This window comes from Telmatobacter sp. DSM 110680, from assembly GCF_039994875.1.
In the GTDB taxonomy this organism is placed as follows: domain Bacteria; phylum Acidobacteriota; class Terriglobia; order Terriglobales; family Acidobacteriaceae; genus Telmatobacter.
In genome coordinates this window covers 5,625,426-5,650,635 of sequence record NZ_CP121196.1, presented here as the reverse complement: position 1 = coordinate 5,650,635, position 25,210 = coordinate 5,625,426, and the positions used below count along the sequence as shown (strand labels likewise).

At 56.6% G+C, this 25,210-nt stretch carries 21 protein-coding genes; 9 read left to right on the top strand and 12 right to left on the bottom strand.

Features of this window, described 5'->3' with window-relative positions:
- Positions 1-32 precede the first annotated feature (32 nt).
- The 8 genes from P8935_RS23295 to metG form a co-directional block, all read right to left on the bottom strand.
- Positions 33-1,925 (bottom strand): M56 family metallopeptidase, encoded by a 1,893-nt coding sequence (locus P8935_RS23295; protein WP_348262703.1) that lies wholly within the window; start codon positions 1,923-1,925, stop codon positions 33-35.
- Entirely contained in the window at positions 1,922-2,302 is a 381-nt protein-coding gene (locus tag P8935_RS23290) for a BlaI/MecI/CopY family transcriptional regulator (protein ID WP_348262702.1), read from the bottom strand. Before P8935_RS23290 ends, P8935_RS23295 begins: the two co-directional genes overlap by 4 nt.
- A gap of 81 nt (positions 2,303-2,383) precedes the next feature.
- Entirely contained in the window at positions 2,384-3,658 is a 1,275-nt protein-coding gene (locus tag P8935_RS23285; protein WP_348262701.1) for a TIGR03435 family protein, read from the bottom strand.
- A 177-nt stretch (positions 3,659-3,835) separates the two neighbouring features.
- Positions 3,836-4,513 carry an O-methyltransferase gene (locus P8935_RS23280; protein ID WP_348262700.1) on the bottom strand — a complete coding sequence of 226 codons (678 nt, stop codon included), beginning with the start codon at positions 4,511-4,513 and terminating at the stop codon, positions 3,836-3,838.
- A gap of 47 nt (positions 4,514-4,560) precedes the next feature.
- On the bottom strand, positions 4,561-5,550 hold the full coding sequence (locus P8935_RS23275; RefSeq protein ID WP_348262699.1) for a polyprenyl synthetase family protein: 990 nt from the start codon (positions 5,548-5,550) through the stop codon (positions 4,561-4,563).
- A 20-nt stretch (positions 5,551-5,570) separates the two neighbouring features.
- Positions 5,571-6,071, bottom strand: a complete 501-nt coding sequence (locus tag P8935_RS23270) for a YajQ family cyclic di-GMP-binding protein (protein ID WP_348262698.1) — start codon at positions 6,069-6,071, stop codon at positions 5,571-5,573.
- A gap of 60 nt (positions 6,072-6,131) precedes the next feature.
- Positions 6,132-6,959, bottom strand: a complete 828-nt coding sequence (locus P8935_RS23265) for a TatD family hydrolase (protein ID WP_348262697.1) — start codon at positions 6,957-6,959, stop codon at positions 6,132-6,134.
- 68 nt (positions 6,960-7,027) lie between these two features.
- Positions 7,028-9,343 carry a methionine--tRNA ligase gene (gene metG, locus P8935_RS23260; protein ID WP_348262696.1) on the bottom strand — a complete coding sequence of 772 codons (2,316 nt, stop codon included), beginning with the start codon at positions 9,341-9,343 and terminating at the stop codon, positions 7,028-7,030.
- Between the two features lie 383 nt (positions 9,344-9,726).
- Between metG and argS the strand changes: the two genes are divergently transcribed.
- The 3 genes from argS (at position 9,727) to P8935_RS23245 (ending at position 14,465) form a co-directional block, all read left to right on the top strand.
- Positions 9,727-11,727 carry an arginine--tRNA ligase gene (gene argS / locus P8935_RS23255; RefSeq protein ID WP_348262695.1) on the top strand — a complete coding sequence of 667 codons (2,001 nt, stop codon included), beginning with the start codon at positions 9,727-9,729 and terminating at the stop codon, positions 11,725-11,727.
- Positions 11,728-11,819: 92 nt separating this feature from the next.
- Positions 11,820-13,451 (top strand): formate--tetrahydrofolate ligase, encoded by a 1,632-nt coding sequence (locus P8935_RS23250; RefSeq protein WP_348262694.1) that lies wholly within the window; start codon positions 11,820-11,822, stop codon positions 13,449-13,451.
- 492 nt (positions 13,452-13,943) lie between these two features.
- Positions 13,944-14,465 carry a DUF2062 domain-containing protein gene (locus tag P8935_RS23245; protein ID WP_348262693.1) on the top strand — a complete coding sequence of 174 codons (522 nt, stop codon included), beginning with the start codon at positions 13,944-13,946 and terminating at the stop codon, positions 14,463-14,465.
- Positions 14,466-14,480: 15 nt separating this feature from the next.
- On the opposite strand, the gene P8935_RS23240 is transcribed toward P8935_RS23245, so the two are convergent.
- Positions 14,481-16,007 carry a leucyl aminopeptidase gene (locus tag P8935_RS23240; protein ID WP_348262692.1) on the bottom strand — a complete coding sequence of 509 codons (1,527 nt, stop codon included), beginning with the start codon at positions 16,005-16,007 and terminating at the stop codon, positions 14,481-14,483.
- A 35-nt stretch (positions 16,008-16,042) separates the two neighbouring features.
- Positions 16,043-16,594, bottom strand: coding sequence for an SsrA-binding protein SmpB (gene smpB / locus P8935_RS23235; protein ID WP_348262691.1), 552 nt, complete (start codon positions 16,592-16,594; stop codon positions 16,043-16,045).
- A 200-nt stretch (positions 16,595-16,794) separates the two neighbouring features.
- On the opposite strand from smpB, the gene P8935_RS23230 reads away from it, so the two are divergent.
- The 5 genes from P8935_RS23230 to P8935_RS23210 all read left to right on the top strand — a co-directional run bounded on the left by P8935_RS23230 (position 16,795) and on the right by P8935_RS23210 (position 21,583).
- Positions 16,795-19,218 carry a cohesin domain-containing protein gene (locus tag P8935_RS23230; protein ID WP_348262690.1) on the top strand — a complete coding sequence of 808 codons (2,424 nt, stop codon included), beginning with the start codon at positions 16,795-16,797 and terminating at the stop codon, positions 19,216-19,218.
- A 13-nt stretch (positions 19,219-19,231) separates the two neighbouring features.
- Complete coding sequence (locus tag P8935_RS23225; protein ID WP_348262689.1) at positions 19,232-19,717, top strand: type II secretion system protein; 486 nt, start codon at positions 19,232-19,234, stop codon at positions 19,715-19,717.
- 118 nt (positions 19,718-19,835) lie between these two features.
- Positions 19,836-20,237, top strand: coding sequence for a type II secretion system protein (locus P8935_RS23220; RefSeq protein ID WP_348262688.1), 402 nt, complete (start codon positions 19,836-19,838; stop codon positions 20,235-20,237).
- A 16-nt stretch (positions 20,238-20,253) separates the two neighbouring features.
- On the top strand, positions 20,254-20,730 hold the full coding sequence (locus tag P8935_RS23215) for a hypothetical protein (protein WP_348262687.1): 477 nt from the start codon (positions 20,254-20,256) through the stop codon (positions 20,728-20,730).
- Between the two features lie 43 nt (positions 20,731-20,773).
- Positions 20,774-21,583: a hypothetical protein gene (locus tag P8935_RS23210; RefSeq protein ID WP_348262686.1), complete on the top strand. Its 810-nt coding sequence runs from the start codon at positions 20,774-20,776 to the stop codon at positions 21,581-21,583.
- A 2-nt stretch (positions 21,584-21,585) separates the two neighbouring features.
- Here P8935_RS23210 and yihA read toward each other — a convergent pair whose 3' ends face one another.
- Positions 21,586-22,176 carry a ribosome biogenesis GTP-binding protein YihA/YsxC gene (yihA, locus tag P8935_RS23205; RefSeq protein ID WP_348265371.1) on the bottom strand — a complete coding sequence of 197 codons (591 nt, stop codon included), beginning with the start codon at positions 22,174-22,176 and terminating at the stop codon, positions 21,586-21,588.
- A 228-nt stretch (positions 22,177-22,404) separates the two neighbouring features.
- Between yihA and P8935_RS23200 the strand changes: the two genes are divergently transcribed.
- Positions 22,405-22,680 (top strand): hypothetical protein, encoded by a 276-nt coding sequence (locus P8935_RS23200; protein WP_348262685.1) that lies wholly within the window; start codon positions 22,405-22,407, stop codon positions 22,678-22,680.
- 72 nt (positions 22,681-22,752) lie between these two features.
- Here P8935_RS23200 and lon read toward each other — a convergent pair whose 3' ends face one another.
- Entirely contained in the window at positions 22,753-25,167 is a 2,415-nt protein-coding gene (gene lon, locus P8935_RS23195; protein WP_348262684.1) for an endopeptidase La, read from the bottom strand.
- Between the last annotated feature and the right edge of the window lie 43 nt (positions 25,168-25,210).

The window sequence follows — 25,210 nt, the reverse complement described above, 5'->3', positions numbered from 1 at the left end:
CTTAGGAACTTGCCTCTTCGATGTTTTGGCCGTCAATTCTCTGTCGGCGGATCGATGTGATCAATCACGATCACGTCTACCATGCCTTTTGTTGCCTCGAGCTTTAACCCAAGCTGCTCTTCAACAGCGGTGAAGAGCGACGGCTTTCCCTGGTCGGGCTGCATCTCAGGCTGTCGTCCACCATCCGACGAACCATGAGGGGGCATCGGAATGTTATCCGGTGTGTAATCCAACGCAAAATCGTATTCGCCAGTCAGCCCTGTCTTATCGACTACCGTCCTGCCCAGTTGGCGCGAGAGCACATGTGCCAGCATATCGATGGACGTGCCCGTAGACTCAAGGTGACCGGGATTCATCGTCATCATGTGTCTGCCCTGTGGCGGCCCGCCATCGCCCGGTCTCGGCGCATCGCCCGGCCGCGGTGCATTCGCGCCGGGATCATCCTGATCAGCCTTGGTCTGCTTCATCTTCAATCCGTCTTTGGCCACCACGAGGGCATACATCGGCAATTCCCTCTGCTCGTAGTGATACTTCAGATTGAACCGGTCCACGAGCAGTTGCAACATCATCGCATTGCGTTGTTCTACCTTCAGGTCCTTGAGCTTTGGCGCGTTGTCTGGCTCAACCTTGGCTTCGATGTCATAGCGAACTGACTTGACCCATGCGGGTTCGCCCAGAATGCGGTCTTCTTCAACGCCAAGCGCTTGCGGGAGTAGTAATCGCATTGGCGCCCCTTGAAGGGACACTCCGTCAGGAGTGAGCATCATCCTGACCCGCCGGTCGTCGGCTTTGTACGGCTTGATGCTGGCCACATCGTACTTTGGGAGTTCTGCGGAGTTTGCCGGAGTGTGCGCTGAGTTGCTGGTTTCACCTGCTGCAGCTTGTCCGTGCACCACTCCGATTCCAATGGGCATTGCCAGCGCGAGAATAGCTACAGACGCAAGCGCGATTTTTCTCCAGGAGTTTAGAGCTGTTCCCGATCGTTTGGCCATGATTCGCAGGATGCGGTCTTTCAGATCTGCTCCGGAAATGCCGGAAACGCAGGGGCTCGGTGGCTCAAGGCAGTATGCGCAGACTTTGAGAATGCTGTCAGCATAGGCTTCAGGAAGCGCATTACGCTCCAGCACACGCTCATCGCATGCACGCTCGCGTTCTTCGTTCAGCTTCGTGCCCATCCATCGCACCACCGGGTGAAACCAGAAGAGAGCCTCGACCAGTGCGTGAATTGCAGCGCTTAAGTTGTCGCGGCGGGAGACGTGTTCGACCTCGTGAGACATGATGGCTTCAATCTGCGCATCGTCGAGATGTTGAGAGAGGCCAGCCGGCCAAATCAATACCGGCCTGCGTATCCCAAAGATTCCCGGCTCCACTTCGGTTGGTGAAAAGACCAGCGGAATTGGCCGCTCAATCTTCGCGTTACGCTCTGCGAGGCGCAGAGCATCGAATTCGCGGCCGTCGGCAATAGGCTCGGCATTTCGTGCCATTCTTGCAGCATGCCGCCAACGCACAATCCATCTGGCAAGCATTGTGACGAACCCGCAAATCCACACTGCAACAAATAACATCCACATCACGTGGGATGAGCGATCCGGCAGAGTGACTGTGGCAGCGCCGGCGGGGGGAATCCGCACCGCGTGGAATGGCTGGCTAATCTGCTCAACGATGACGGAGAGCGAAGGAGCGGATTGAGAAACCATGTGAGGCGTGGCCCAGCGTGCGCCAAGGCCGCCCAAGAGGGCAAATGGGAACAGAAACTTGAGCGAAGCGATCATCCAGATTACGTAACGAACGCGCGCGGGATTAGGTCGCAGCGTGAGGGTTAACATCCACGCGACCAGAACCAGAAACGTCGATTGCCAGAGATGATTGATCACAGCAGCGATCAGCGGCGGGGTCCATGCAGGCGCAAAGAATCCTTCGGTCATGATTTCTGCTCCTTCTTGAAATTGCGCAAAAGCCGCTCTGCCTCTTGCACGTCTTCCAGTGACAACTTGCCCGATTCAATCAAGTGGGTCATAACCGGCTGTCCGCGTCCACCGAAAAGTGACAGGAGATCATCCATTAGACGTCGTTGCGCGGCATCCCGGGAGATTGCCGGGGCAAATATATGGAAGTTCCCAACCTTCTTCAGGCGATGTACGACCCCTTTGGCTTCCATGCGGTACACAGTCGTCTGAATAGTCGTATACGCCGGACGCTTCTTTGCTGGAAAGGACTCCTGAATATCACGTATGGAGCACTCGTTTCTTGCCCAAAGCGTCTCCATGATTTTGAATTCGAGTTTCGACAGCTTCGCTGGCACCACTTGATCTCCTACAGATGTAGTAATAGATACCACAACTGTTTGTGATGGTCAAGCAGGCACGATTCGCGCGTTCGCCGTCTAGTTCGCTGATGGCTTGTCTACGTGATCAATCGCGATGACGTCTACAGAGGTTTTTTCCGCGGAAAGTTTGAGTCCAAGCTCTTGCTGCACCGCGTCGTAGAGGCTAGGGGCTGCAGCTGCGGCAGTATCGGTAGATCCGTCCTTGTTTCCTTGATTGGGCATCGGTGGCGGATGTCCGCCGAACTGGGAATCATCGGGCGTGAACGTGCACTGGTAGTCGTAACGGCCCTGGATTCCAGTTTTGTCCACGACTGGCCGGTCGAGAACGAGAATCTGCAGGAAGCCAGTGAAATCCGAGACCGTGGCGTTGGCCATGTTCAGGGTGATGCCGCCAGTACCCGGTCTAATGCCGATACCCGGCAGATTGCCCTGAAGCTGGGTTGGTTTCAACTTTTGTCCATCCTTGCCAACTGTCAACACGTAGGCTGACATATCGCGTTTGTCGTGATGGAATTTGAGCGCGAAACGGTCGGCGAGCAGTTTGCGAATCATGATCCTGATCTGTTCCGGATTTGGAACGCCTTCTTGTTCAGGCACAGCCTCGATGTCGTAGCGGTCCTTGTCGAGCCAGTCGGGTGCATTCACGATTTGCTTGGCTTGTACTTCGTAGGCAAAAGAGATCAGATCGCCCAGCGATGAAGCGCGAGTCAAGAACTTCCGGCCGCGAATAACCAATCCCTGCATGCTGGTCGCGCCGGTGTTGTTGGGCTTGATGGTGGCTACTTCAAAGCTAGGATCGGCGTCCGCTGCCATGGGCTTGGGCGGTGGCTGCGGTTTGGGAATTTCCCATGCAGTTTCTGGCGTGGCGCGCGTGAGAACCAAGGGCAGCGAACCACCGCCTTGACTCGAGGCTCCGTCAATTGTCTTTCCGTCTGCACTGAGCTTTCCTTCGTAGGTAAGCCCGGCGAGTTTCAGGACGAACTTCACATCCTGGCCATTGAGCGTAACGGAATCGAGGTTGATCGGCTGACCGCCCTGATCGAGGCTGTAGAAGACACCTTTATAGGCGCCCTTATCGTCTTTGGTAATTTTGACGACTGTGCGCAAGTCCTGGCCGGCATGCAACGTGCCTTGCCACGTGTCGGCGATATCGTGCGGGGAAACGGGTGCTGCTTGTTTGCTGGCAGGAGCAGGTTGGGCGGATGCGGGAGATGCCTGCGCATAAACGGTGTTCAAGTGGCCGGCACAAGTGGCCAAAGCGAGAACGAACGCGAAAGAATAATACGCAAACAGGATCAACGGACGAAGACGAGATGAAGCAGTAATCAACATTGAAAATTTTCCTTCTTCGAACTGACCAGCGGGAGACGATGCGCAGTTCTGCGGGATTTTGCGGACGTGCTGAGGATACATGCGCCAGAAGCGATTCAGCGCGAATTATTGTGGACTGTTCGTTTCTGAACAGTTGTAAATTGCGATCCGCGATTCAATGTTGAGCCGTTGCGCTTTTTAATGAAGTACGACAGCAATGATGAAGCCATCGTAGCCTTTGCCGGCTACCGTTTGAAGTGCCGTCGCGCTGAGTCGCGGTTCCGCAGATACCATCTCAGTAAAACGTCGAACCCCCTGGATGTTTGGATCGCGATGGCCGCCATCAATGACCTTTCCGTCGCGAACCACGTTGTCGGCAAAAATGAGCGTTCCAGGCCGGGAGAGCTTTAGACACCATTGCAGGTATTCGGGATAGCTGGCTTTATCAGCATCGATGAAGATGAAGTCGAACGCGGCAGCGTGTTCTTTGACCAGGGCTGCAAGGGTGTCAGCAGCGGGACCGATGCGCAGGTCAATTCGATCTGCAAAACCGGCGGCTTCAAGATTCTGCTTTGCGATTTGTGCATGGTGCGGTTCCAGTTCGAGGGTCATGACGATGCCGTCGTCTGGAATCGCGCGGGCGAGCCACAGGGTGCTGTACCCGCCCAGCGTACCGATTTCGAGAATGCGCTTCGATGAGGTCCCACGAACGAGTACTTCAAGAAATTTTCCCTGGAGCGAGGTCACATCGATTGCAGGGAGTTCGGCTTTGCGATTTACTTCGAGCGCGAAGTCGAATCTTTCACTGGGAGCGATCAAAGCATCGACAAAATACTGATCAACCTGCTTCCAGACTTCCTTGGCTTCTTCGGGCAAGGCTCACCTCCGGGGATTGAGGCTTAAGCAAGGGTTTTTGATTACTTTTATTTGTCGCGCGCCACAACGAAGTCCGGAACCCAGAGCAACGCACGTTTGAAATCCGAATCGGGGAGGGAAGCAAGCGCCTGACGCGATTGCTCCGCGTAGCGATCCGCAGCGGCCATTGCATATTCGACTGATCCGTTGCGGCGCAGGATTTCGCGGATTTGTTCGCGGCTCACATACTCAAAGCTGCGATCGTCGAGGACGCGCTGAATGGTTTGGCGTTCGCGCGCGGTACCGTGATCGAATGCGTGGATGACGGCGAGCGTCGTCTTTCCTTCACGCAGATCACTGGCTACAGGCTTACCCAGCACTTCTTCAGTCGCAGTTAGATCGAGAACGTCATCGACAATTTGGAAAGACAGGCCAACGGCGCGCCCGTACGCTGCCAGTTTTTCTTCCTGCGCTTCCGTCGAGCCCGCCAGCACCGCACCGAGGCGCATGGAGGTTGAAAACAAGCAAGCTGTTTTGCGGAAGATCAGGTCGTAGTACTCGGCTTCAGATACGGCTTTGCCCAGCTTTTGAATCTGCAGCAATTCGCCTTCGACCATCTGCTGCGTCAGGTTGATGAGAAGATCGAGAACGCGCAGATTCTTCTCTTCGAGCGCAACCTTGAAAGCCTGCATGTAGAGCCAGTCGCCGGCGAGAACGCATTTTTCGTTGCCCCAGGTAGTGTTGGGCGATGGGCGTCCGCGGCGAATGGATGCGCCGTCGATGATGTCGTCGTGCACCAGCGTTGCGGTGTGGACCATCTCGACAACTGCGCCGAGGCGGATGGCGCTCGGTCCCTGGTAGTCCAGCAGATGCGCGGCCAGAAGCAGCAGGGAAGGACGAATGCGTTTGCCGCCGCCCTCGCGCAGGTACTCTGCAATTTCGGTGATGGTGCTGACACTGGAGGCCGCGTCACGCCCCAACTCCTGCTCGATCGCTACGAGGTCTTCTCGCAGCAGTTCGAAAACCTCTTTAGCCGTCGCTATTGCCAGAGTGCTCAATGGTCTCCGAATCTCGCGTATCAGTTCGTGCGGTAGTTCGTGAAGGTCAGTTCCACACCGAGGTCCTTGCCCCGCAATGCGGCGATGATGGCCTGAAGATCGTCTCGGTCTTTGCCCGATATTCTCACACTATCGCCTTGAATGCTCGCCTGCACCTTCTTTTTTGAGTCCTTGACGATACGCACAATTTCCTTGGCCTTTTCAGTAGGGATCCCCTGCTGCAGCGTGATCTTCTGGCGCACGCTCTGGCCCATGGCTGGCTCAACCTTACCGTGGGTAAGGTTTTTCAGCGAGACACCACGTTTCACGAGTTTCTGTCCGAGAATTTCTTTGATGGCTTCGAGTTTGTACTCGTTCGCAGAAGCCATCTGAATGGTGTCGGCACCTTCAAGGTTGATCTCGGAGTGGCTGTCTTTCAAATCGAAGCGCTGGCGGATCTCTTTCATTGCCTGATCGATAGCGTTGCGCACTTCCTGAATGTCGACTTTGCTGACGATATCGAATGAATTTTCCTGGGCCATAAATTCAGTTCCTTCAAATGCCTGGGTTGCTGGAGGTTCGCTCTTGGCGGTGCAACTCTATCAGTTTCCCACGCCGAGCGGAAGGTTGAACAATCGAGCGAAGTTTTTGGTCGTTGCTGTCGCCATATCGTCGGCCGAAATCTGGTGAATTTCCGCCATTGTCTGTGCAGTCTGCGTCACAAATGCGGGCTCGTTCCGCTTGCCCCGGAGCGCACTAGGAGCGAGCCACGGCGCATCAGTCTCGACGAGCACTCCATCGAGTGGAACGCGCGCGGCAACGTCGCGTAAGGGCTGTGCTTTGGGGTAGGTAAGATTCCCCGCGAAGGAGATGAGAAACCCGAGATCAAGCGAGCGTCGCGCCTGCTCCCAACCCCCGCCGAAACAGTGCATTACACCACCGAGGCCGGTTGATGCCCAGTGTTCGTCGAGCACTTCGAAGAGGTGATCCCATGCGTCGGTCGCACCGTCTTTCGGTCGGCAGTGGATGAGGATGGGGCGCTTGCGTGCGGCAGCAATCTTTAGCTGGCAGATAAGCCCTTCGCGTTGAACAGGATGAGCCGCGCCTTCGTGATAGTAATCGAGACCAATCTCGCCGCATGCGATGACTTCAGGTTGAGAGAGGAGGTCATCGAGCTTGGCCTGCGCCGCGTCATCGGCTTCGGCAGCATTGTGAGGATAGATTCCGGCGCTGGCGTAGAGAAGGGGCATGCCCGGCTTGCCATTGAACTCCCGGCAGATATCCATTGCTTGGTGCATCTCGCCCGGGCCTTCGCCAATGCCAATCGACAAAACCGCGCCTACGCCTGCTTCGGCAGCATGGCGCAGCATGACATCGCGGTCCTCTGCGTAGCGAGGGCTATCGAGGTGGGCGTGGGAGTCGATCAGCAAGCAGAGACCTCCTGTAATTTCGAGGTGATTTGCTCAACGCACCATCACTCGTTCTGCAATTCAATTTTCTACTTTAGCCGCGCACCAAGTGGTACGTCTTCGAGAAATCCTGCCAGCACGGGCGCACCATCCGTGGGCAGCGACGCTGCCAGCAGCATCCCATTCGACTCCAGGCCGCGCATCTTCCGTGGAGCCAGGTTGGCGACGATTACAATCTTGCGGCCAATCAGCTTTTCCGGCTCATAGTATTGCGCGATCCCGGCGAGGATCTGGCGCTTTTCATAGCCCAGATCGACTTCCAGCCGCAGTAGTTTGTCGGCCTTGGGAATTCTCTCGGCGACCAGTATTTGGGCTACCCGCAGCTCCACCTTGGCGAAGTCATCAATGCTGATCACCGTGGGGTTTGTTTGCGCCGGCTGTGTCGGCGCCCCGGAAGGGTCCTGGGTTTCCTTCGAATGTAAAGGCTGGTTGGCAGGGGCTTCGGCAGGTGTTGAAGAAAGCCGACTGCTGGATAACTCTGCTGGCACTGTATGCACGTGGGCAGTCGCGACCGGTTTTTCCGGATTGCTCGGAGCGGTGGTGGCGGCTGTGCCTGCGGGACCGTCTTCGGTGCTCGATGGTGATTGCACCGAAGTAGCCGATGGAGCGGACTTCACCGAATCGGCTGGCGGCTGCTGCCCGGGATGAGGATTTACACCCAGAGCGGACGTGGGAGCTTCAGGAGCAGTCTTCTCGGCACTCTCCTGGTTGCTCGCAGCCTCTATAGCATTCTTGTTGTTCTCGTCTTCCAAATTCTGCATACGGGTGACTGCGTCCTTTTCAGCGCGGGGAAAGAGTGGTGCGGGCTCGCCGAAGTGTGTACCGGCTTTCAGTCCGCCCCACGCGAGGTTGGTGAGAAATGCTTGTTTCGCAGCGTCAGCAATTTCGCCCTGCCCAAGCTGCTGCCACACCTTGGATGCCGCATCTGGGAGGATGGGATAGACCAACGCCGTGATTACGCGAATCGCCTCGGCAGCAGTGGCCAGCACACGGGCCTGCAGCGCCGCGTGATCGCCTTCAGAACGGTCGGCCGGACGCTTCCAGGGAGCGTTGGCGGTAAGGTACCCATCCGTCTCGGCAACCAGCGCCCACAGTGTTTTCAGCGCCTCAGAAAAGTCGAGTCCTTCAAAGAGCGGAGCAAACGCGGCGGTCGTGCGAATCGTGCTTTCTCGCAGGGACGACTCAGCTTGCGTCTCCGCACCTGTTTCCGGCACCACTCCACCGAAGTACTTGTGAACCATGTTGACCACTCGGCTGACAAGGTTACCGTAGCCGTTGGCAAGGTCGCCGTTGTAGCGCTGGACAAGGGCGTCGAATGTAAAACTGCCGTCCTGGCCGAAGGGAATCTCGCGCAGCAGGAAGTAGCGCAAGGCATCCGCGCCCAGTACTTCGCGCACGGTGTCGGCGCGCACGATGTTACCGCGCGATTTCGACATCTTGCCTTGATCGAAAAGCAGCCAGCCGTTGGCTTTTACAGAACGCGGCGTTGGCAGCCCAGCGGCCATCAGAAATGCGGGCCAGTAGACACAGTGAAACCGACTGATCTCTTTGCCGATGAGGTGAATGTCGGCGGGCCAGAATTTCGCGAAGCGTGCCTGGTCGGCGGGATCATCCGAGCCGTACCCAAGCGCCGTGATGTAGTTGGCCAGCGCATCGAGCCACACGTAGACCACGTGTTTTTCGTCGCCCGGAACGGGGATACCCCAAGTAAAGCTGCTGCGGCTGATCGAAAGATCTTTAAGGCCGCTGCGTACGAATGAGATGACTTCGCGGCGGGTCGATTCCGGCTGCATGAATCCGGGGTTCTCGTCGTAAAACTCAAGCAGCTTGCGCTCGAAAGCGGAAAGCTTGAAGAAGTAATTTTCCTCGCTGACGGTTTCGGTGATGCGACCGCAATCGGGGCAGGGCGCGCCGGGTGGCACGTCAACCCACGCTTCATCGGATACGCAGTATTGTCCGGTGTACGAGCCCTTGTAGATAAAACCGCGATCGCGGAGGGTGGCAAAAAGCTTCTGCACGCCGCGCTTGTGGCGGGGCTCGGTTGTTCGGATGAAGTCATCGTAGGTGAGGCCGAGGCGGTCCCACTGGGCGCGGAATTCGGAGGCGATTTTGTCAGCGAAGTCCTGCGGGGTGCATCCGGCCAGCTTGGCGGAGCGCTCGATCTTCTGCCCATGTTCATCAGTCCCGGTCAGAAACCATGTATCGATGCCCATGGCCCGCTTGCGTCGCGCAATCGCGTCACACACGATGGTTGAATACGCGTGCCCCAGGTGCGGACGCGCATTCACGTAATAAATGGGCGTTGTGATGTAGAAACGGGATGAGCTGGGGTCGGTCTTGGCCATGGAATCCGTGGGCTTTTTCTGGTTGAAGACTCAAAGGCTTCCAGAAGCAGCGTCCACTTCATCTTACGGCATGCAGACTGCCCAGCTTTTCCCTGAGCGGCATCTGGAATCACGCGAATCGCCAGTACCGCGGGGCTATGTTTGGAAACGTCGAGATGTCATGGATGGATCTCGCGCAAAGTGGCACCGCTGCGATGCTGTATCGCGCTTCAGTCGAGGGGCACGCACTCGGCAAACTCCGAATTCACGTATATTCCAGCTGAAATGCCGACCTCGAACAGGTGTCTTTTGTCGCGTTACTGACGTTCTTGGATCAAGCATTGGCAAGTATAACGTCTGTTAGAATCAGCCTTGTAAATCAAGGATTTCCGAGGCACTCACCCGTGTATCAGGAACTGAAAAACCGGCTTGAGTCGCATCTGCGCGATGTGCTCAAAGCCAAATACGACCTGACGGTCGAAAACATTCCGCTGGAGACGCCGCCGGATCTGAAGTTTGGCGAACTGGCCACTCCGATTGCCTTTGAACTGGCTCGCAAGCTGCGCAAGGCGCCCAAGGTAATTGCGCAGGAGATTGTGACGGAACTGGGTACGCCGCGTGGCTTCGCGTCCTTCGACATTGCGGGCGCCGGATACATCAATGCTCATCTCGATCGCGTGGTTGCAGTTCGCATGATGACGAGCGGCGAAGACTCCAAGCCTGCACACTCCGACATCCACGCCCTGGTCGAGCACACCAGCATCAATCCCAACAAAGCTGCCCACATCGGCCACCTGCGCAACGCAATTCTCGGCGACACGTTTGTAAGGCTTCTGCGCGCCGCGGGGCGGCAAGTCGCGGTGCAGAACTACATCGATAACACGGGCGTGCAGGTTGCGGACGTGGTGGTTGGTTTCCTGCACCTCGAAAAGAAATCGCTGGCAGAAGTTCGCGCACTGATCGATGACATGGAATTGCACTTTCAGCGTGTCGACTTCTACTGCTGGGATCTCTATGCGCGCACTTCGCAGTGGTACACCAACGGCACGAATGAAGAGAACGAGGAGCGCAAGAAGCTTCGTTACGCAACCCTGCATGAGATTGAACAGGGCGGCAATGAGACGGCTGCGGTCGCCGATCTGATTTCAACTGCGGTACTGAGGCGGCATCTCGAAACCATGCTGCGGCTGGGTATCGAATACGACTTTTTGCCGCGCGAAAGCGAGATACTGCACCTCAATTTCTGGGCACTCGCCTTCGAGCAGTTGAAGCAGAAGGGTGTGCTGTATTTCGAGAACGAAGGCAAGAACAAAGGCTGCTGGGTGATGTCGAGGACCATCTCTCCGAGTGAGCCTGCAAAAACGGACGAGGGCCCCAAGGTCGTCGACGAAGATGCAAAGGTTATCGTTCGTTCCAACGGAACCGTGACCTACGTCGGCAAGGACATTGCCTACCATCTTTGGAAATTCGGGCTACTGGGACGCGATTTTGGGTATCGTAAGTTCTTCACTTATCCGAGTCACGAATGCTGGATCTCGACGGAGAAGGGCGAAGAGCCGCATCCGCAGTTCGGTGGCGCTCAGGCTATCTACAACGTGATTGATTCGCGTCAGGCCGATCCTCAGGCCAACGTGATCCTGGCGTTGCGAGGCATGGGATATACCGAACAAGCTGACCACTACACCCACTTCGGCTACGAGATGGTGGCGTTGACACCGCGCTGCGCCGCAGAACTTGGTTATGAGGTGGCCGAAGAAGACCGCGAGCGGCCTTACATCGAGGTGAGCGGCCGCAAAGGATTCGGCGTCAAGGCCGATGACCTGATCGACAAGCTGATTGCGGCGACGCGCTTTGAAGTCGATACACGCCAGACTTCACGCGATGATCAGGAACGGCAGGTAATTGCGGAGCAAATCGCAATCGGCGCCCTCCGCTACTTCATGCTGAAGTTCACCCGAAATTCGGTAATTGCTTTTGACTTCAAAGACGCGCTCAGTTTCGAGGGGGAAACCGGACCTTATATTCAGTACGCCGTGGTCCGCGCACGCAATATCTTCCGCAAGGGGTCCATTACGCCGGAAGCTGTTTTACGCGAATTCGCCGGTTCCGATCCGGGCGCGTTTTTGATGGGCGAGACTGGAGACGACATCTGGTCTTTGTGGCTGCGGGCAGGACGGCGTTCGTCGGTGCTCGAGCAGTGCATTGCCACCTCAGAGCCTGCTTACCTCGCGAAGCACGCCTTCCAACTGGCGCAGGAATTCAACAACTTCTACCACAAGCATCATGTGCTGACGGAGTTGGATCCGGAGCGACGGATGTTCCTGCTGGCAACGGCCGCCATCACTTTGCACGAACTCGTTACGGTGCTCGACTGGCTAGGCATCGAAAGCCCGGAGGCCATGTAGGACGTCGGTAACACTCATGTAGCCTGCGTCACAAGCAGTCCTTCAGGCCGGGGGAGTATATTGCTCGACGGTCAGGTATGTAAGGCAGGTTTATGAATAACACCGTTTTGCAAACAAATATGCTCCTTCCCATCGACCAGATCGCCAAAAAACTTTCGCTGCTTCCGGCCGAGTACGAGCCCATAGGCGTCTATGGCGCGAAGCTCAAGCTCGACCTTCTCGACAACCCAGCGTTCCCGGTGCGCGGCAAGTTGATTGTCGTAACGGCAACCACGCCGACAACATCCGGCGAGGGAAAGACGGTTGTGTCGATTGGCCTCGCGCAAGGACTCGAGCGGATCGGATGCAAGTCGATTCTTACCTCGCGTGAGCCTTCACTGGGACCGGTGTTCGGGATGAAGGGTGGAGCGGCGGGCGGCGGTCTGTCGCAGGTGGAACCGAGCCAGAAGATCAATTTGCATTTTCATGGCGATTTTCATGCCATTACAGCCGCGCATAATTTGCTGGCTGCGATGATCGATTCGCATCTGTTCTTCGGCAACGCGCTTGATCTCGATCCCGACCAGATCACCTGGCCGCGCGCACTGGATATGAACGACCGTGCTCTGCGGCACGTAACGGTGAGCGTTGGATCCAAGGGCGACGGAGCCAACCGCCAGACCGGCTTTGTGATTACTGCTGCGTCGGAGATTATGGCCATTATGGCGCTGGCTTCGAGCCGCGCCGATTTGCGGCATCGCATCGACTCTATCGTCGTGGGGCCATCGCGAAAAGGGCTCCCCGTTACGGCGGCGGATCTTGGCGCAACCGGCGCCATGCTGGCGCTGCTCGACGACGCCATCAAGCCCAACCTCGTGCAGACCACCGAGGGCACTCCGGCGCTCGTACATACGGGCCCATTCGGAAACATAGCGCACGGAACCTCCAGCATCCTCGCGCACAAGATGGGCGTGCGGCTGGCCGAATACGTTGTGAACGAGTGCGGATTTGCGGCGGATCTTGGCGCGGAAAAGTATTTTGACATCGTGATGCGTTCGTCCGGTATTCAACCGGCGGCTACAGTTCTCGTGGTTACGGCGCAGAGTTTGCGTGCGCAAGGCGAGGGAAAGCTTGTGGCGGGGTTCGCCAATCTTGCGCATCACATCAAGACGCTGCGTGCTTATGGCGTGCCGCTGGTTGTCGCCATCAACCGCTTCCCATCCGATACGCCTGAAGATCTTGAGATGATCGCCACCGAATGCTCTCTGCATGGAGTGCCTTGTGCACTGGTCGAAGCGTTTACCAAGGGAGGCGATGGGGCCGCCGAGTTGGCACATAAGGTCGTTTCCGCGATTGGAATCAATCCTGCGCCGGAGATTCAGCCCGTTTATGGGCTTGAAGATGCGCTTGACGTGAAGATCCTGAAAGTTGCGATTCAGGTTTACGGTGCCGACGGTGTCGTTATCAGCGCCGCAGCGCGCGAGAAACTCGAACGCTATGCAGCCTGGGGATTCGGAAAGCTGCCAGTCTGCATTGCCAAGACGCAATACTCGCTCACGGACGACCCCAAGCGCATGGGTGCGCCAACTGGATGGACGTTGAATATAAATGATGTGTCCCTTTCAGCAGGTGCGGGATTCGTGGTCGCGGTTTCAGGAAACATGATGCTGATGCCGGGTCTGCCCAGCCATCCCCGCGCGATGTCAATCGATGTAGATGATGACGGGAATATCGTCGGCGTGTAGACAGCCCGCGCCGCCAGTCTTGCCGGAGGCTGCGATTCGGAACTGTAGACACGCGTGGATTTTCGGGCAAAATCATCTTGCGGTCATGAGAGCCGGTCAAGATCGTCTTTGCTGCGCAGAATTGACAAACGGCCCGAGCCGCGCGCCGGGCAGCATACTGTCACTCCATCCTTGGGACACAAATCCATACACGCGACGTTGATTACATGCAGCGGTCCGTCGGGATGTTTCCGGTTGTAGCGCTTGATTGTCTTCTTCAGCCTTGCAAGCGCACGCAAGTCTTGGTTGCCCTTCAGCTTCTTTTGGCACTTCCTGCAGGCGAGAACGAGTTGTCCTACCCACGGTGCTGGATATGTTTTGGGGTTGCTCGCCAATCTCAATCGTTAGATGCGGGCTTTTCATGCTCGCCCTCGTTTGGTTATTTCAAACTGCCATTCATGAAGGCGCATCCCACTTTGTGAGGGGAAAATTCGCACCAAATTCTACCCCCAGGTGCCATTCGAAGTGCTTGTACCCCAGTCCATCCGCGAGTTCATCCGTTGCAGGATATTGCGGCCGCTGTTGCGGCTATTGCGCGGGGGAATCACGCCCCGACGTCTGGCGTGGAGCCTGGCAATGGGAATCATCGTTGGAATCAATCCGTCGGTGGGGATCACGACGTTTCTGGTTGTCATGCTGGCATGGACATTTGGTCTGAATCAGGTCGCATCGCAGATCGGAGCGCAATCTGCGTCGCCACTCCACCTGCTTCTGTTCCTTCCGTTCATTGAACTGGGCGTACATCTGTTTCACACGGCACGAGTGCCGCTAAACCGGCATCAGATCGAGCATCTGAGCCATCATCCCCTGCGGCTGTTTCGCGACATCTGGCAGTGGGAGTGGCACGCGCTGATCGTATGGGGTCTCGCTGGAGCGATCGCGATGCCACTGCTTGCCATCTACATTCGCCGCGCGCTTGTATTGCTGATGCGTCGCCATCGAACGCTGGTGCGTTCCCGTCCCGCGTTGCACTAATTCCGAGGAGTGCAGCTAATTGGCATAGCTGCGCACCCATTCCAGAATCGAACGCACGGCAACGCCGCTTGGTCCTTTGGCGATGAAGGGTTTGTTGTCTTCGATCCAGGCCAGGCCTGCGATGTCGAGGTGAATCCAGGGAGTGTCCTCGGCGAAGGCATGGAGGAATTCTGCCGCCGTGATGGCCCCGCCCCAACGGCCCCCGGTGTTTTTGATGTCCCCGATGTCGCTGCGGATCTGGTCGTAGTATTCATCACCGAGCGGCAAGCGCCAGAACTTCTCGCCTGACGTTGTAAGGGCCGTCTGAAATCTCTCGATGGTCTCATCGTCGTTCGAAAATGCGCCGGCATTGATCATGCCCAGTGCGACGACACATGCCCCGGTTAAGGTGGCGGCGTCAATCAGTTGCGTCACGCCAAGGCTGCGTGCATAGGTGATGCCATCGGCGAGGACGAGACGCCCCTCAGCGTCGGTATTGATGATCTCGATGGTCTTGCCGGACATGGCTGTCTGCACGTCGCCCGGCTTCTGTGCTTTGCCGTCGGGCATATTCTCGGCTGCGCAGACAATGCCGATGACGCGGACCTTGGGTTTGAGCAGGGCGATGGCGCGCATGGCGCCGATCATGGCGGCTCCTCCGGCCATGTCGTACTTCATCTTCTCCATGTTGTCGGCGGGCTTGATGGAGATTCCGCCAGTGTCGAAGGTGATGCCCTTACCGACGAGGCCGAGCACGGGGCCATCGGTGACGCCCTCGGGCTCGTACTTCATGACGATCAGCGCCGGTGGCTCCTCCGAGCCCTGGGAGACGCTCCAGAAGGCCCCCATCTTCAGTTCATGGAGTTTGTCGGTCGAGAAGACTTCCGCCTTCAGTCCGGTTTCCGATGCCATCTGGGCAGCACGCTCTCCGAGAACGGTGGGGGTCAGCTTGTTTCCCGGCTCGTTGACCAGGGAGCGGGCGAAGTTCTGGCTCTCGCCAATGATGGAGCCTTCGTTGAAGGCCGTCTGAATCGCCGCTTGTTCCGATCCTGCCCGCGCGGCGAGGGTAAACGAATGCACGCTTACATCTTTGCGCTCGCTGCGGTAGGTGTCGGGGTCGAAGTCGCCTACGAACGCGCCTTCGGCGGCTGCACGGGCCGAGGCGCCGGGAGGCAGGGTCAAGCCCAGGTCTGTCGTTGCTTCGGGAAGCGTAAATACCAGCTCACGAATCGCGCGAGGCTTGGAGTAGCGGACAGCGGTTCCAGCGGCATTGCGCACGGCGTGCACCGTTGCTTTGGCCTTCTTGCCTAGTCCCACAATCAACAGGCGCTTCGCGGCAAGTCCAGCGGGGGCATGGAGCAGGATAGTTTCATTAGAGCCGGCCTTGTATTCGCCGCTTGCCAGCACGGCCGCCGCCGCAGCCCGTACCTTCTCGTCGCTGGTGAGGAGAACCGGCTGCGGCTTGGCATCCGGGCCTTTGGCGGTCTGGGTATCTGTGGCCAAAACGGCCAGGAGTTCGGTCTCGATTGCAGCAAGATTCGTAAAAGACAGTTGGGTTTGCATTATTCCTCTATCTGTTTATTTGTGTGATGAAGGCTCTATCGCCCCATCTTGTGTTTGCTGGCGTTGATGGCTGCGCGGGCATCACGGTCGGCTTCGCGGCGCTTTTCGGTCTCGCGCTTGTCCCAGTCCTGTTTGCCTTTGGCGACGGCCAATTCGCACTTTACTCGTCCGTTCCTGAAGTAAAGGCGGGTGGGGATGAGCGTATGCCCCTTGATCTGCGTCTTTGCCATGAGCCGACGAACCTCTTCCTTGTGCATCAGCAGCTTACGGGTACGCGTTTCGTCGTGGTTCGCGGTATTGCCGTGGGAGTAGGGACCGATATGCAGGTTGAGGAGAAAGGCTTCGCCGTCCTTGATGAGGCCGTAGGAGTCCTTGAGATTCGCCTTTCCTTCGCGAATCGATTTGACCTCAGTCCCGCGGAGGGCTACTCCGGCTTCGAATTTATCGAGCAGAAAGTAATTATGGCTGGCGACCCGGTTATGGGCAGCATCGCGCTCCCCCGAGGCGACCGGATCGCGGGGCACAGCCTTTTTCTCCGGTCCGGGGCGGTCAGGCGGTACGATAGTGTGGCTGGTTTGGCGCGGCATGGGGAAAATTCCCTTAGACTTTCATCGTAGCATCGCAACGCTAACCCCCATATTGCAGTGGGGCTTTGCTAGAATGGGGCATCGTTTTGGTAGGAACCACCGATATCGGAAGTTATGTAAATGCTAGCGTCGAAAGGGCCATGGTCGACCCCTGCGGATTTGACGCAGAAGGCCAGTCCTTTCGTACGCTTGGGAGTCCGATGAAAAGCCGCGTACAATCTCCGGCGCCCTTCATATCCGTCTTTTCGCGAATCCGACTTTGGATTGTCGTAGCCGGAGTCTTTGCTTTTCTTAGCATGGGCTCGGCCAGTGTCCTCGCCCAATCTCCGAACACCTATTACAAGAGAGGTCAGGCTGCGGAGGCGCGCGACGACTTTGATGCTGCTTATCAGAATTTCCAGAAGGCCTATTCGATGGCACCCAAAAATGAGGTGTTTCGCACGGCCTACTATCGCGTTCGATTTACCGATGCATCGATGCATGTGACCAAGGGCCGCAATCTGATGGCTTCTGGGGATGAACAGGGTGCGCTGGTGGAACTGCTGCGCGCCAATGAAATTGACCCGAGCAACGAAGCTGCTCAACAGGAAATCGCCAGAATTCGTACGCGCCACGGCCAGCAGCCCGCAGTCGACAGTGGCAATCCCATGAGTTCGCGTAACGAAGAAGAGATTGGCTCCATCGGGTCTCCCGCGCAACTGACGCCAATGACCAACGATCCTCTGATACTGCACATGTCGGAGGATTCGAAAGTCGTGTACCAGGCGATCGGCAAAGAGGCGGGCATCAATGTTCTCTTCGATCCCGATTACATTTCGAAACGAATTCAAGTCGATCTCAACAACGTTTCGCTGCTCGACGCATTGCGCATCGTTGGAACGCTCTCGGGAACTTTCTGGCATCCGATCACGCAAAACACCATCTTCGTGGCGCAGAATACTCGCTCTAAGCGCGCCGAGCTGGATGAGCAGGCCGTGCAGACGTTCTACTTATCCAATGCCTGGCAACAGAACGATCTAAACGATGTGCAGACAGCACTGCGCAACGTGATGCCGAATGCGAAGGTATACGGCGTAGCCAGCCAAAACGCAATCGTGATGCGTGCGACGCCCGATGAACTGCTGCTTGCGCAAAAGCTCGTCAATGATCTGGACAAGGCGCGGCCCGAAGTTGTGGTCGATATCGCAGTACTCGAAGTCAGCAAAAACTGGGAGCGCAATCTAGGTATCTCCTGGCCTTCCAGCGCGAGCGTGGCGATTCAACCTCCCACGACTAGCAGTTCAACGACAACCTGCCCTACCGGCAGCACAAATTGCACCCCAACGTCGACCTCGAATAATCCGACGCTCTATAACCTGGCGCATTTGAACTCGAACGACTTTGCGGTCACCGTCGGCACGGCAACGGCCAACGCCCTGTTAACAGACAACAACACAAGAATTCTGCAGAACCCGCGCATTCGCGCCGCGGATCAGCAGAAGGCGTCGATGAAGATCGGATCGAAGATTCCGATTGCCACGGGGTCGTATCAGACAGGCGCTGCAACCGCGCTGGTCAGTTCGCTGGTGAATACACAATTCCAATATCAGGACGTTGGCGTGAACATTGATGTGACGCCGACCGTTCATTTCAATCGTGACGTCACACTCAAGATCAAGATCGAAGTAACGGCGCAGAGCGGTTCGGTCACCATCAGTGGCGTCACGGAGCCGATTCTGAGCCAGCGCGTCGCCGAGCAAACCATCCGCTTGCGCGAAGGCGAAGCCAACATTCTGGGCGGCATTCAGGAGCAGCAGATCCAGGACAACTGGAGCGGCATTCCGGGACTCAGCCAGATTCCAATCCTGCGCTATCTCTTCGGCTCGAGAGACAAGATTCGTCAGGACGACGAGATCGTATTCCTGGTCGTGCCGCACGTGGTGCGCTCGCAGGATCTGACTCCGGCAAACTTGCAGAGAGTAGATACAGGCCCGGGCACGCAGTCAGTTGAATTGCGCCATACGTCCGCAGCAGCCTCGCAGCCTTCGGCAATGCCGCCGGCGGCCAGGGGTACAAGTCCAGGCGCCTTGCCGGGGCCGAGCGCGGAAGCAGCAGCACCTGCGGCGCTTGCGCAAATGCGCGCAGCTGCCAATGCGAATGGAGCGGCAGCTGACGTTAACCGTGCCGCGGCATCCTCAAGCCCGCCTCCGGATTCTGCCAACCAAGCCCCTGCCGGCAAGGTCAACCTGATGTTGAACTCGCCTGGAACGGTGATAAGTGGAACCACATTCCAGGTTCCCGTGGTCCTAACCGGCGGAACAGATGTTTCTTCCGTGCCATTGCAGGTTCAATACGATCCATCGAAGCTGAATCTGGTGAACGTTGGCGATGGGGACTTATTGAATCGCGACGGCCAAGTCGTTTCGATGGCCCATCGGGACGATGGTCCGGGCAACCTCACTCTGAACGTTTCGCGTCCCCCGGGAGCGCCTGGTGTGAGCGGAGCGGGCGTCGTCTGCGTCTTAACATTTCAGGCGACGGCCAAAGGCCAAAGCGACGTAAGTATCACGCGCGCCGGAGCAACGACAAGCGCGGGCAAGCCTTTGCAGGCTCAAACCTCGCAAGCCACAATCGTTGTGCAGTAGGAGTGTCGAACAGATGAGGGCTAAGCGGCCAAGCGGGATGCGGCCAGTCCGGAAACATTCGGAGCGCGGCCTGACACTGGTCGAACTGATCGTCACCGTGGCGATCCTGTCGATCCTTGCTTCCGCAGCTATCCCCATTGCAAGGTTCAAGGTCCAACGGGACAGGGAACGCGAACTCCACCGCGACCTGTGGGAGATGCGCGACGCCATCGACCACTACAAGGACGCAGCGGACAAGGGAGCTATTCAGACCAAGGTGGACAGCCAGAATTATCCCCCCGATCTTGAGACGCTGGTCAACGGAGTCGACATCCAGGGCAAGAAGGTTAAGTTCCTTCGTCGCATCCCCGTTGATCCCATGACAGGGAAAGCTGAATGGGGATTGCATTCCATGCAGGATGATCCCAAGTCCGATTCCTACGGCGGGCAGAGTGTATTCGATGTGTATTCCAAGTCCACCGGTACGGCCCTCGATGGGACCAAATACTCCGACTGGTAAACCGTTTGTTCGGATATCTCGGAATTGCTTGCGCCGCGGAATCGCAAAGCAAGGGGTAACAGGCACAGAAATATTAACCACGATCAAAAGATGGGAATGTAGGAGAATAGAGGTACAGATGCGCAGCACTAGAAAACAGGAATCGGGCTTCACGCTGATGGAGTTGATGATCGTCATGATGATCATTGGCATCCTGACGACGCTTGCCATTCCGAGTTTCAATGCTGCGATTAAGTCTGCGCGGGAAGCGGTGCTCAAGGAAGACTTGCGCGTTATGCGTTCCGCCATCGACTCCTACACCATGGACAAACAGAAAGCGCCTCAAGCGCTCGATGACCTGGTGCAGGATGGGTATCTCAAGGTCATCCCCAAAGATCCTATGACTGAATCCCGCGAATCATGGGTTACAGACGTGAGTGACTCATTGCATACCCTGGATCAGACCGACCCGGGAATCGACGATGTGCATTCCGGTTCGCAGGAGACTGGATCTGACGGGCAGCCCTACTCCACGTGGTGAGCGCGAGAGGATAAGAATGGCTCGGAGAACGATTGGCTCGGTGTTGCTTCTGTGTTCCGTTCTGCTTGGCACTTCGTACTGTGCCGAACCTACCAAGACCATCATCATCAAAGTATTCGATGGCAAGTCGGGACATCCGGTCATGCCGACGGGCTTCCAGGTACGCGTCGACCACCTGACCATGCTGCATCCCGATTGGGTCAAGCAGAATGATGACGGCACGGCCGAGTTGACCATTCCGGCGGATACGGAAGTGGTGGCTTTGCACCTCGCCTACCAGAATTCCATGGAATTGTACGTGAACTGCGATGCTGAGAAGAATACCTTCGGTGACGTATGGTATCGCGTACCGGAGATCGCGTCGAAAGGTTTTGTCGCGGCCAATGGGTGTGCCAAAGCCAAGGTTAACGAAAAGTTCAAAACCACGGCGGCGCCAGGCGAGTTGATCCTGTTCGTGCGTGAGAAGAACTTGAAAGAACGTACGATGGATTGATGCACGATATCTTCCCGGACATCGAGTACGTGGAGAAACATTCTTGTCATCCGATTTCGCCTCAGCATCCACAAACTCCGTGCCGCTTGAGGCTTATAACTTCTACCGCGCGTTGACGCGGACCGCCCTGAATCCTCAAGCGGAGCGATCGGAAACCGAACCTAATTTTGGCGGTAGCCTTCTGTACGTTGGAGAACTGGATGCCCACGGATCCGCGATGGTGATTGCCGGAAACGTATCCGGCTGCGCCACCCTCGCCGCCACCGCCGATCTGGCAGCACAGAAACAGGCCATTCGCGATGGTACGGTCGATTTCGTGGTCACTTCGCTCGACGAAGCACTGCGAATTTTAAAGAACGAGATCCGCAAGAGAGCTACCGTAGCGGTTTGCGTCGGACTCGCGCCTTCTGCCGTTGAACGCGAGATGTTGGAGCGTGGCGTGCTTCCGGATCTGGTTTTCGCAGGCCTGCCGAATGAACATCGCGTCCTACCAAAATTCGGATTCGATGCTCATGAGATTCAACTGCCGGAGCAAGATAGTAATCAGGCATGTCTGGAATGGCGAGTTGCGCAGGGGGCCGGTCGCTGGATGGCGAATCTCGATGCGATCGCACTCGAATGCCTTCGCCTCGACTCGTACGTTCACCGATGGATTCGCCTGGCTCCGCGCTATTGCGGACGCGGCGCGCAAGGACAGCGCGCGCTCTGTTGCGAGCCGGAGTTGGCAGCACGGATTGTAGAAGGATTCGAGGCTGCGATACGAGGTCGTGTCATCGGAACTGAAGTGTCGGGAAGTTTGAGTATCGGCGGTGAGACGAAGATGTTTTGGTTGTCACCCGCTGGAGCGGCCTAGAGTCACTTTTCGGATCCGGCTGCCTCGATGCGATTCCAGAGTTCTTTGACACCTGCCCCGGTTTTTGAAGATACGGGCAGCACTTCCTCTAAATCGAATGCATTCTTGATCGCGAGAAGGTTGCGTGTGCGCGCGTTGCCACTGAGACGATCAGTCTTCGTAGCTACGACCAGAAATTCGCGTCCAACATGACGCATCCAGTCGATAAGCTTTCCGTCATTGGGCTGCGGAGGAACATTGGAATCCACGAGGCAGATGCATAGCTTCAGCGTCGTACGCTCCGCGAGATACGGGTCGATAAATTTCGGCCACTCAGCTGAGATGGATTTCGAGATTTTCGCATAGCCGTAACCGGGAAGATCGGCAAAAATCAACTTTGGCTGCTGTCGCGGATCAAGCAGCGCAAAAAAGTTGATGGCGCGTGTACGACCCGGTGTCTGCGACACTTTCGCAGCCTTTTCTCCGACAAGCGAATTAAGCAGGCTCGATTTGCCAACATTGGAACGCCCCAGGAATGCGATCTCCGGCACCGTCGGAGCAGGGAATTGAGCGGCATCGAGGGCTGACAGCAGGAATTGGGGGTTATAGCGCAGCAGCGGCATTCATATCTCTGTCTCTCGCTCTCAACGTGCGAGTCTCGCATTTTCTTGAGGATACAGGATCATGCCCGTAGCGATGCTCTGCGTGTCTCGTACTCATCCGGTTTAACCGGACCATGCGTAAAGTAATGTGCTGTGACGAGTGACCACAGAAAGGCAATCCACTCTTAGCAAGACCTGCCCTATACTGTCTTCACATTCACAACTTCTTGGGGAGCCAACGTGCACACACTCGTTGCCATCTGCCTATTGGCGGCGTCTGCCAATGGGCCGCTTGTCCATACCGTCAACTTTGCGGAGCCTCCTGCCACGCACCCAGCGCTGATCAAAATCCCTAAAGGCCCTAATGGCCTCACACTCTATAACGAGAAAGGCGAGAGAGTCGCCGAATGCGGCAAAAAGGATGATGCTTTCTCGAATTGCAAGGTCGAAAGCGGCTTCACCTTTGACGACGTGATGAACGCGTGGGTTCATGCCCTGCAGGACATGCAGAAGTAAGAAAATGAAAAGGGAAGGCGCTTGGCCTTCCCCTTTCGGTGCTCGGTTAGTGGGACTGTCCTATTGCGACCGCTATTGACGAGCAACCTGTCCGCTCACTACTTCGGCGGGCGGGACTGCTGTCAGAACCTCTGCGGCCTCAGACGACACCAATGAAGGCAGCGGACTCTCAAGAGCCAGGGCCAACACTTCATCCATCGTGTCTACAAAATGCAGCTTCATTGAGTTCTTGATGTTGTCAGGCAATTCGGCGACATCTTTTTCGTTGGCTTTAGGCAGGATGGTTTCAAAGATTCCTGCACGCAGTGCAGCCAGGAGCTTCTCCTTCAATCCGCCGATCGGCAGCACTTTTCCACGCAGCGTGATCTCGCCCGTCATCGCGATATCGCGTCGCACGGGAATCTTGGCCAGTGCGCTTGCCAGCGCAGTCGCCATGGTGATGCCGGCAGATGGGCCATCCTTCGGAATCGCGCCTTCAGGCACATGCAGGTGCAGGTCGACGTTGCGATAGAACTCGCGGCTGAGACCCAGAGCCTGCGCGCGACCTCGAATGTAGGCAAGTGCGGCCTGTGCAGATTCCTGCATGACATCGCCGAGTTGTCCGGTAATGGTGAGCTTGCCTTTACCATCGAGCACCGTCACTTCGGTGGTAAGAATGCTGCCGCCCACTTCAGTCCATGCAAGGCCGGTAACCAGACCCACTTCGCTCTTCTCGTGCACTTCCGAATCGCGGAAACGAGCCACGCCGAGAAACTCGCTGATGCTTTCGCCGGTAACTTCTTCCTTGTGCTTTGCGCCCTTCTTCACCACGCGACGTGCAACCTTGCGGCACACGTTGCCGATTTCGCGCTCGAGGTTACGCACGCCCGCTTCCCGTGTGTACTTGCGGATAATCTCGAGAATCGCGTCATCAGTGAAGACGACGTTCTTTTCGTTGAGGCCGGTTTGTTCGCGTTGCTTCTTCACCAGGTATTGCTTGGCGATTTCGAGCTTCTCCTGCTCGGTGTACCCCTGAAGGCGTAGCACTTCCATGCGATCCTGCAGCGGAGCCGGAACAGTGTGGAGAACATTGGCGGTGGCAACGAAAAGGACCTGCGACAAGTCATAATCCACGTCGAGGTAATGATCCTGGAAGGTGGTGTTCTGCTCCGGATCAAGCACCTCAAGCAGCGCCGATGCCGGATCGCCGCGGAAATCAGAGGCCATCTTGTCTACTTCATCGAGCAAGAAGACAGGATTCTTTGTGCCAGCGCGCTTCATGTGCTGGATGATCTGGCCGGGCAATGCGCCGATGTAGGTGCGACGATGGCCGCGAATTTCGGCTTCGTCGCGAACGCCGCCCAGAGAGAGCCGCACAAATTTGCGTCCCGTGGCCTTGGCGATCGACATGCCGAGAGAAGTTTTGCCTACGCCCGGAGGTCCAACGAAGCAGAGGATCGATCCCTTTGGATTCTTGACGAGCTGACGCACGGCAAGAAACTCGAGGATGCGCTCCTTGATCTTTTCCAACCCATAGTGGTCTTCGTTGAGAACCTTTTCAGCGAAGTCGATGGAACGTGTTTCCTTGGACTTTTTCTTCCACGGCACTGCGAGGAGCCAGTCAATGTAGTTCCGACTCACAGTCGATTCAGCCGACATTGGCGGCATGGCTTCGAGCTTTTTGAGCTCCTGAATTGCTTTCTCGAGCGTTTCCTTTGGCATTCCGGCGGCTTCAATCTTCTTGCGAAGTTCGTCGAACTCGCTCTTCTCGCCGCGGCCTAATTCCTTCTGAATGGCCTTGATCTTTTCGTTGAGGTAATACTCTTTCTGCGCACGCTCCATCTGCCGCTTTACTCGCGATTGGATGTTGCGGTCAAGGTCGAGCTTTTCAATCTCGATATCGAGTACGTCGGCGATGCGTGCAAGGCGAGCCGCTGGATCAAAGATTCCAAGAAGCTCCTGCTTCTCCTCGATGCCCATCTGGAGGTTGGCAGCAATTGTGTCGGAGAGCTTTGCGGGCTCATCCATGCGCACGGTGGCGATAATGGTCTCGTAGTTCAAGGACTGTTGCAGCTTTACGTATTGCTCGAACAGCGACGTGACACGCTGCATCAGTTGTTCAACGGCAGGTGTCATTTCAAAATCGGTTTTGCCGGTCCGGACAGTGGCGACAAAGAATCCGTCGCGATCATTCACTTCAACCGACTTGGCTCGCTCTACGCCTTCAACGAGAACCTTGATATTGCCGTCCGGCATTTTTACGCTTTGGACGATGTTGCAGATGGAACCGACCTGGAAGATCTCCTTGGCCTTCGGTTCATCAATTGAAGCATCGTGTTGCGTGGCGAGAAAAATCTTGCGGTCCCCATTGAGCGCTTCTTCAAGCGCACGAACGCTTGAAAGACGGCCGACGACAAACGGAGTCATCATGTAGGGGAAAATCACCATGTCCCGAATGGGCATCATGGGAAGTTTGCGCGGCTCGTTCTTTTCCTTCGAAGCAGTCATAAAAGCACCATGTGTTTAGACGCGCGACCAAGCCACAGGACTC

Coding starts and splice junctions, on each gene's coding strand:
- P8935_RS23215 (WP_348262687.1), top strand. CDS start 20,254: ATGGCTCGGAGAACGATTGGCTCGGTGTTGCTTCTGTGTTCCGTTCTG.
- P8935_RS23240 (WP_348262692.1), bottom strand. CDS start 16,007: ATGCAAACCCAACTGTCTTTTACGAATCTTGCTGCAATCGAGACCGAA.
- P8935_RS23285 (WP_348262701.1), bottom strand. CDS start 3,658: ATGTTGATTACTGCTTCATCTCGTCTTCGTCCGTTGATCCTGTTTGCG.
- P8935_RS23295 (WP_348262703.1), bottom strand. CDS start 1,925: ATGACCGAAGGATTCTTTGCGCCTGCATGGACCCCGCCGCTGATCGCT.
- P8935_RS23225 (WP_348262689.1), top strand. CDS start 19,232: ATGAGGGCTAAGCGGCCAAGCGGGATGCGGCCAGTCCGGAAACATTCG.
- metG (WP_348262696.1), bottom strand. CDS start 9,343: ATGGCCAAGACCGACCCCAGCTCATCCCGTTTCTACATCACAACGCCC.
- lon (WP_348262684.1), bottom strand. CDS start 25,167: ATGACTGCTTCGAAGGAAAAGAACGAGCCGCGCAAACTTCCCATGATG.
- smpB (WP_348262691.1), bottom strand. CDS start 16,594: ATGCCGCGCCAAACCAGCCACACTATCGTACCGCCTGACCGCCCCGGA.
- P8935_RS23230 (WP_348262690.1), top strand. CDS start 16,795: ATGAAAAGCCGCGTACAATCTCCGGCGCCCTTCATATCCGTCTTTTCG.
- P8935_RS23250 (WP_348262694.1), top strand. CDS start 11,820: ATGAATAACACCGTTTTGCAAACAAATATGCTCCTTCCCATCGACCAG.
- P8935_RS23220 (WP_348262688.1), top strand. CDS start 19,836: ATGCGCAGCACTAGAAAACAGGAATCGGGCTTCACGCTGATGGAGTTG.
- P8935_RS23270 (WP_348262698.1), bottom strand. CDS start 6,071: ATGGCCCAGGAAAATTCATTCGATATCGTCAGCAAAGTCGACATTCAG.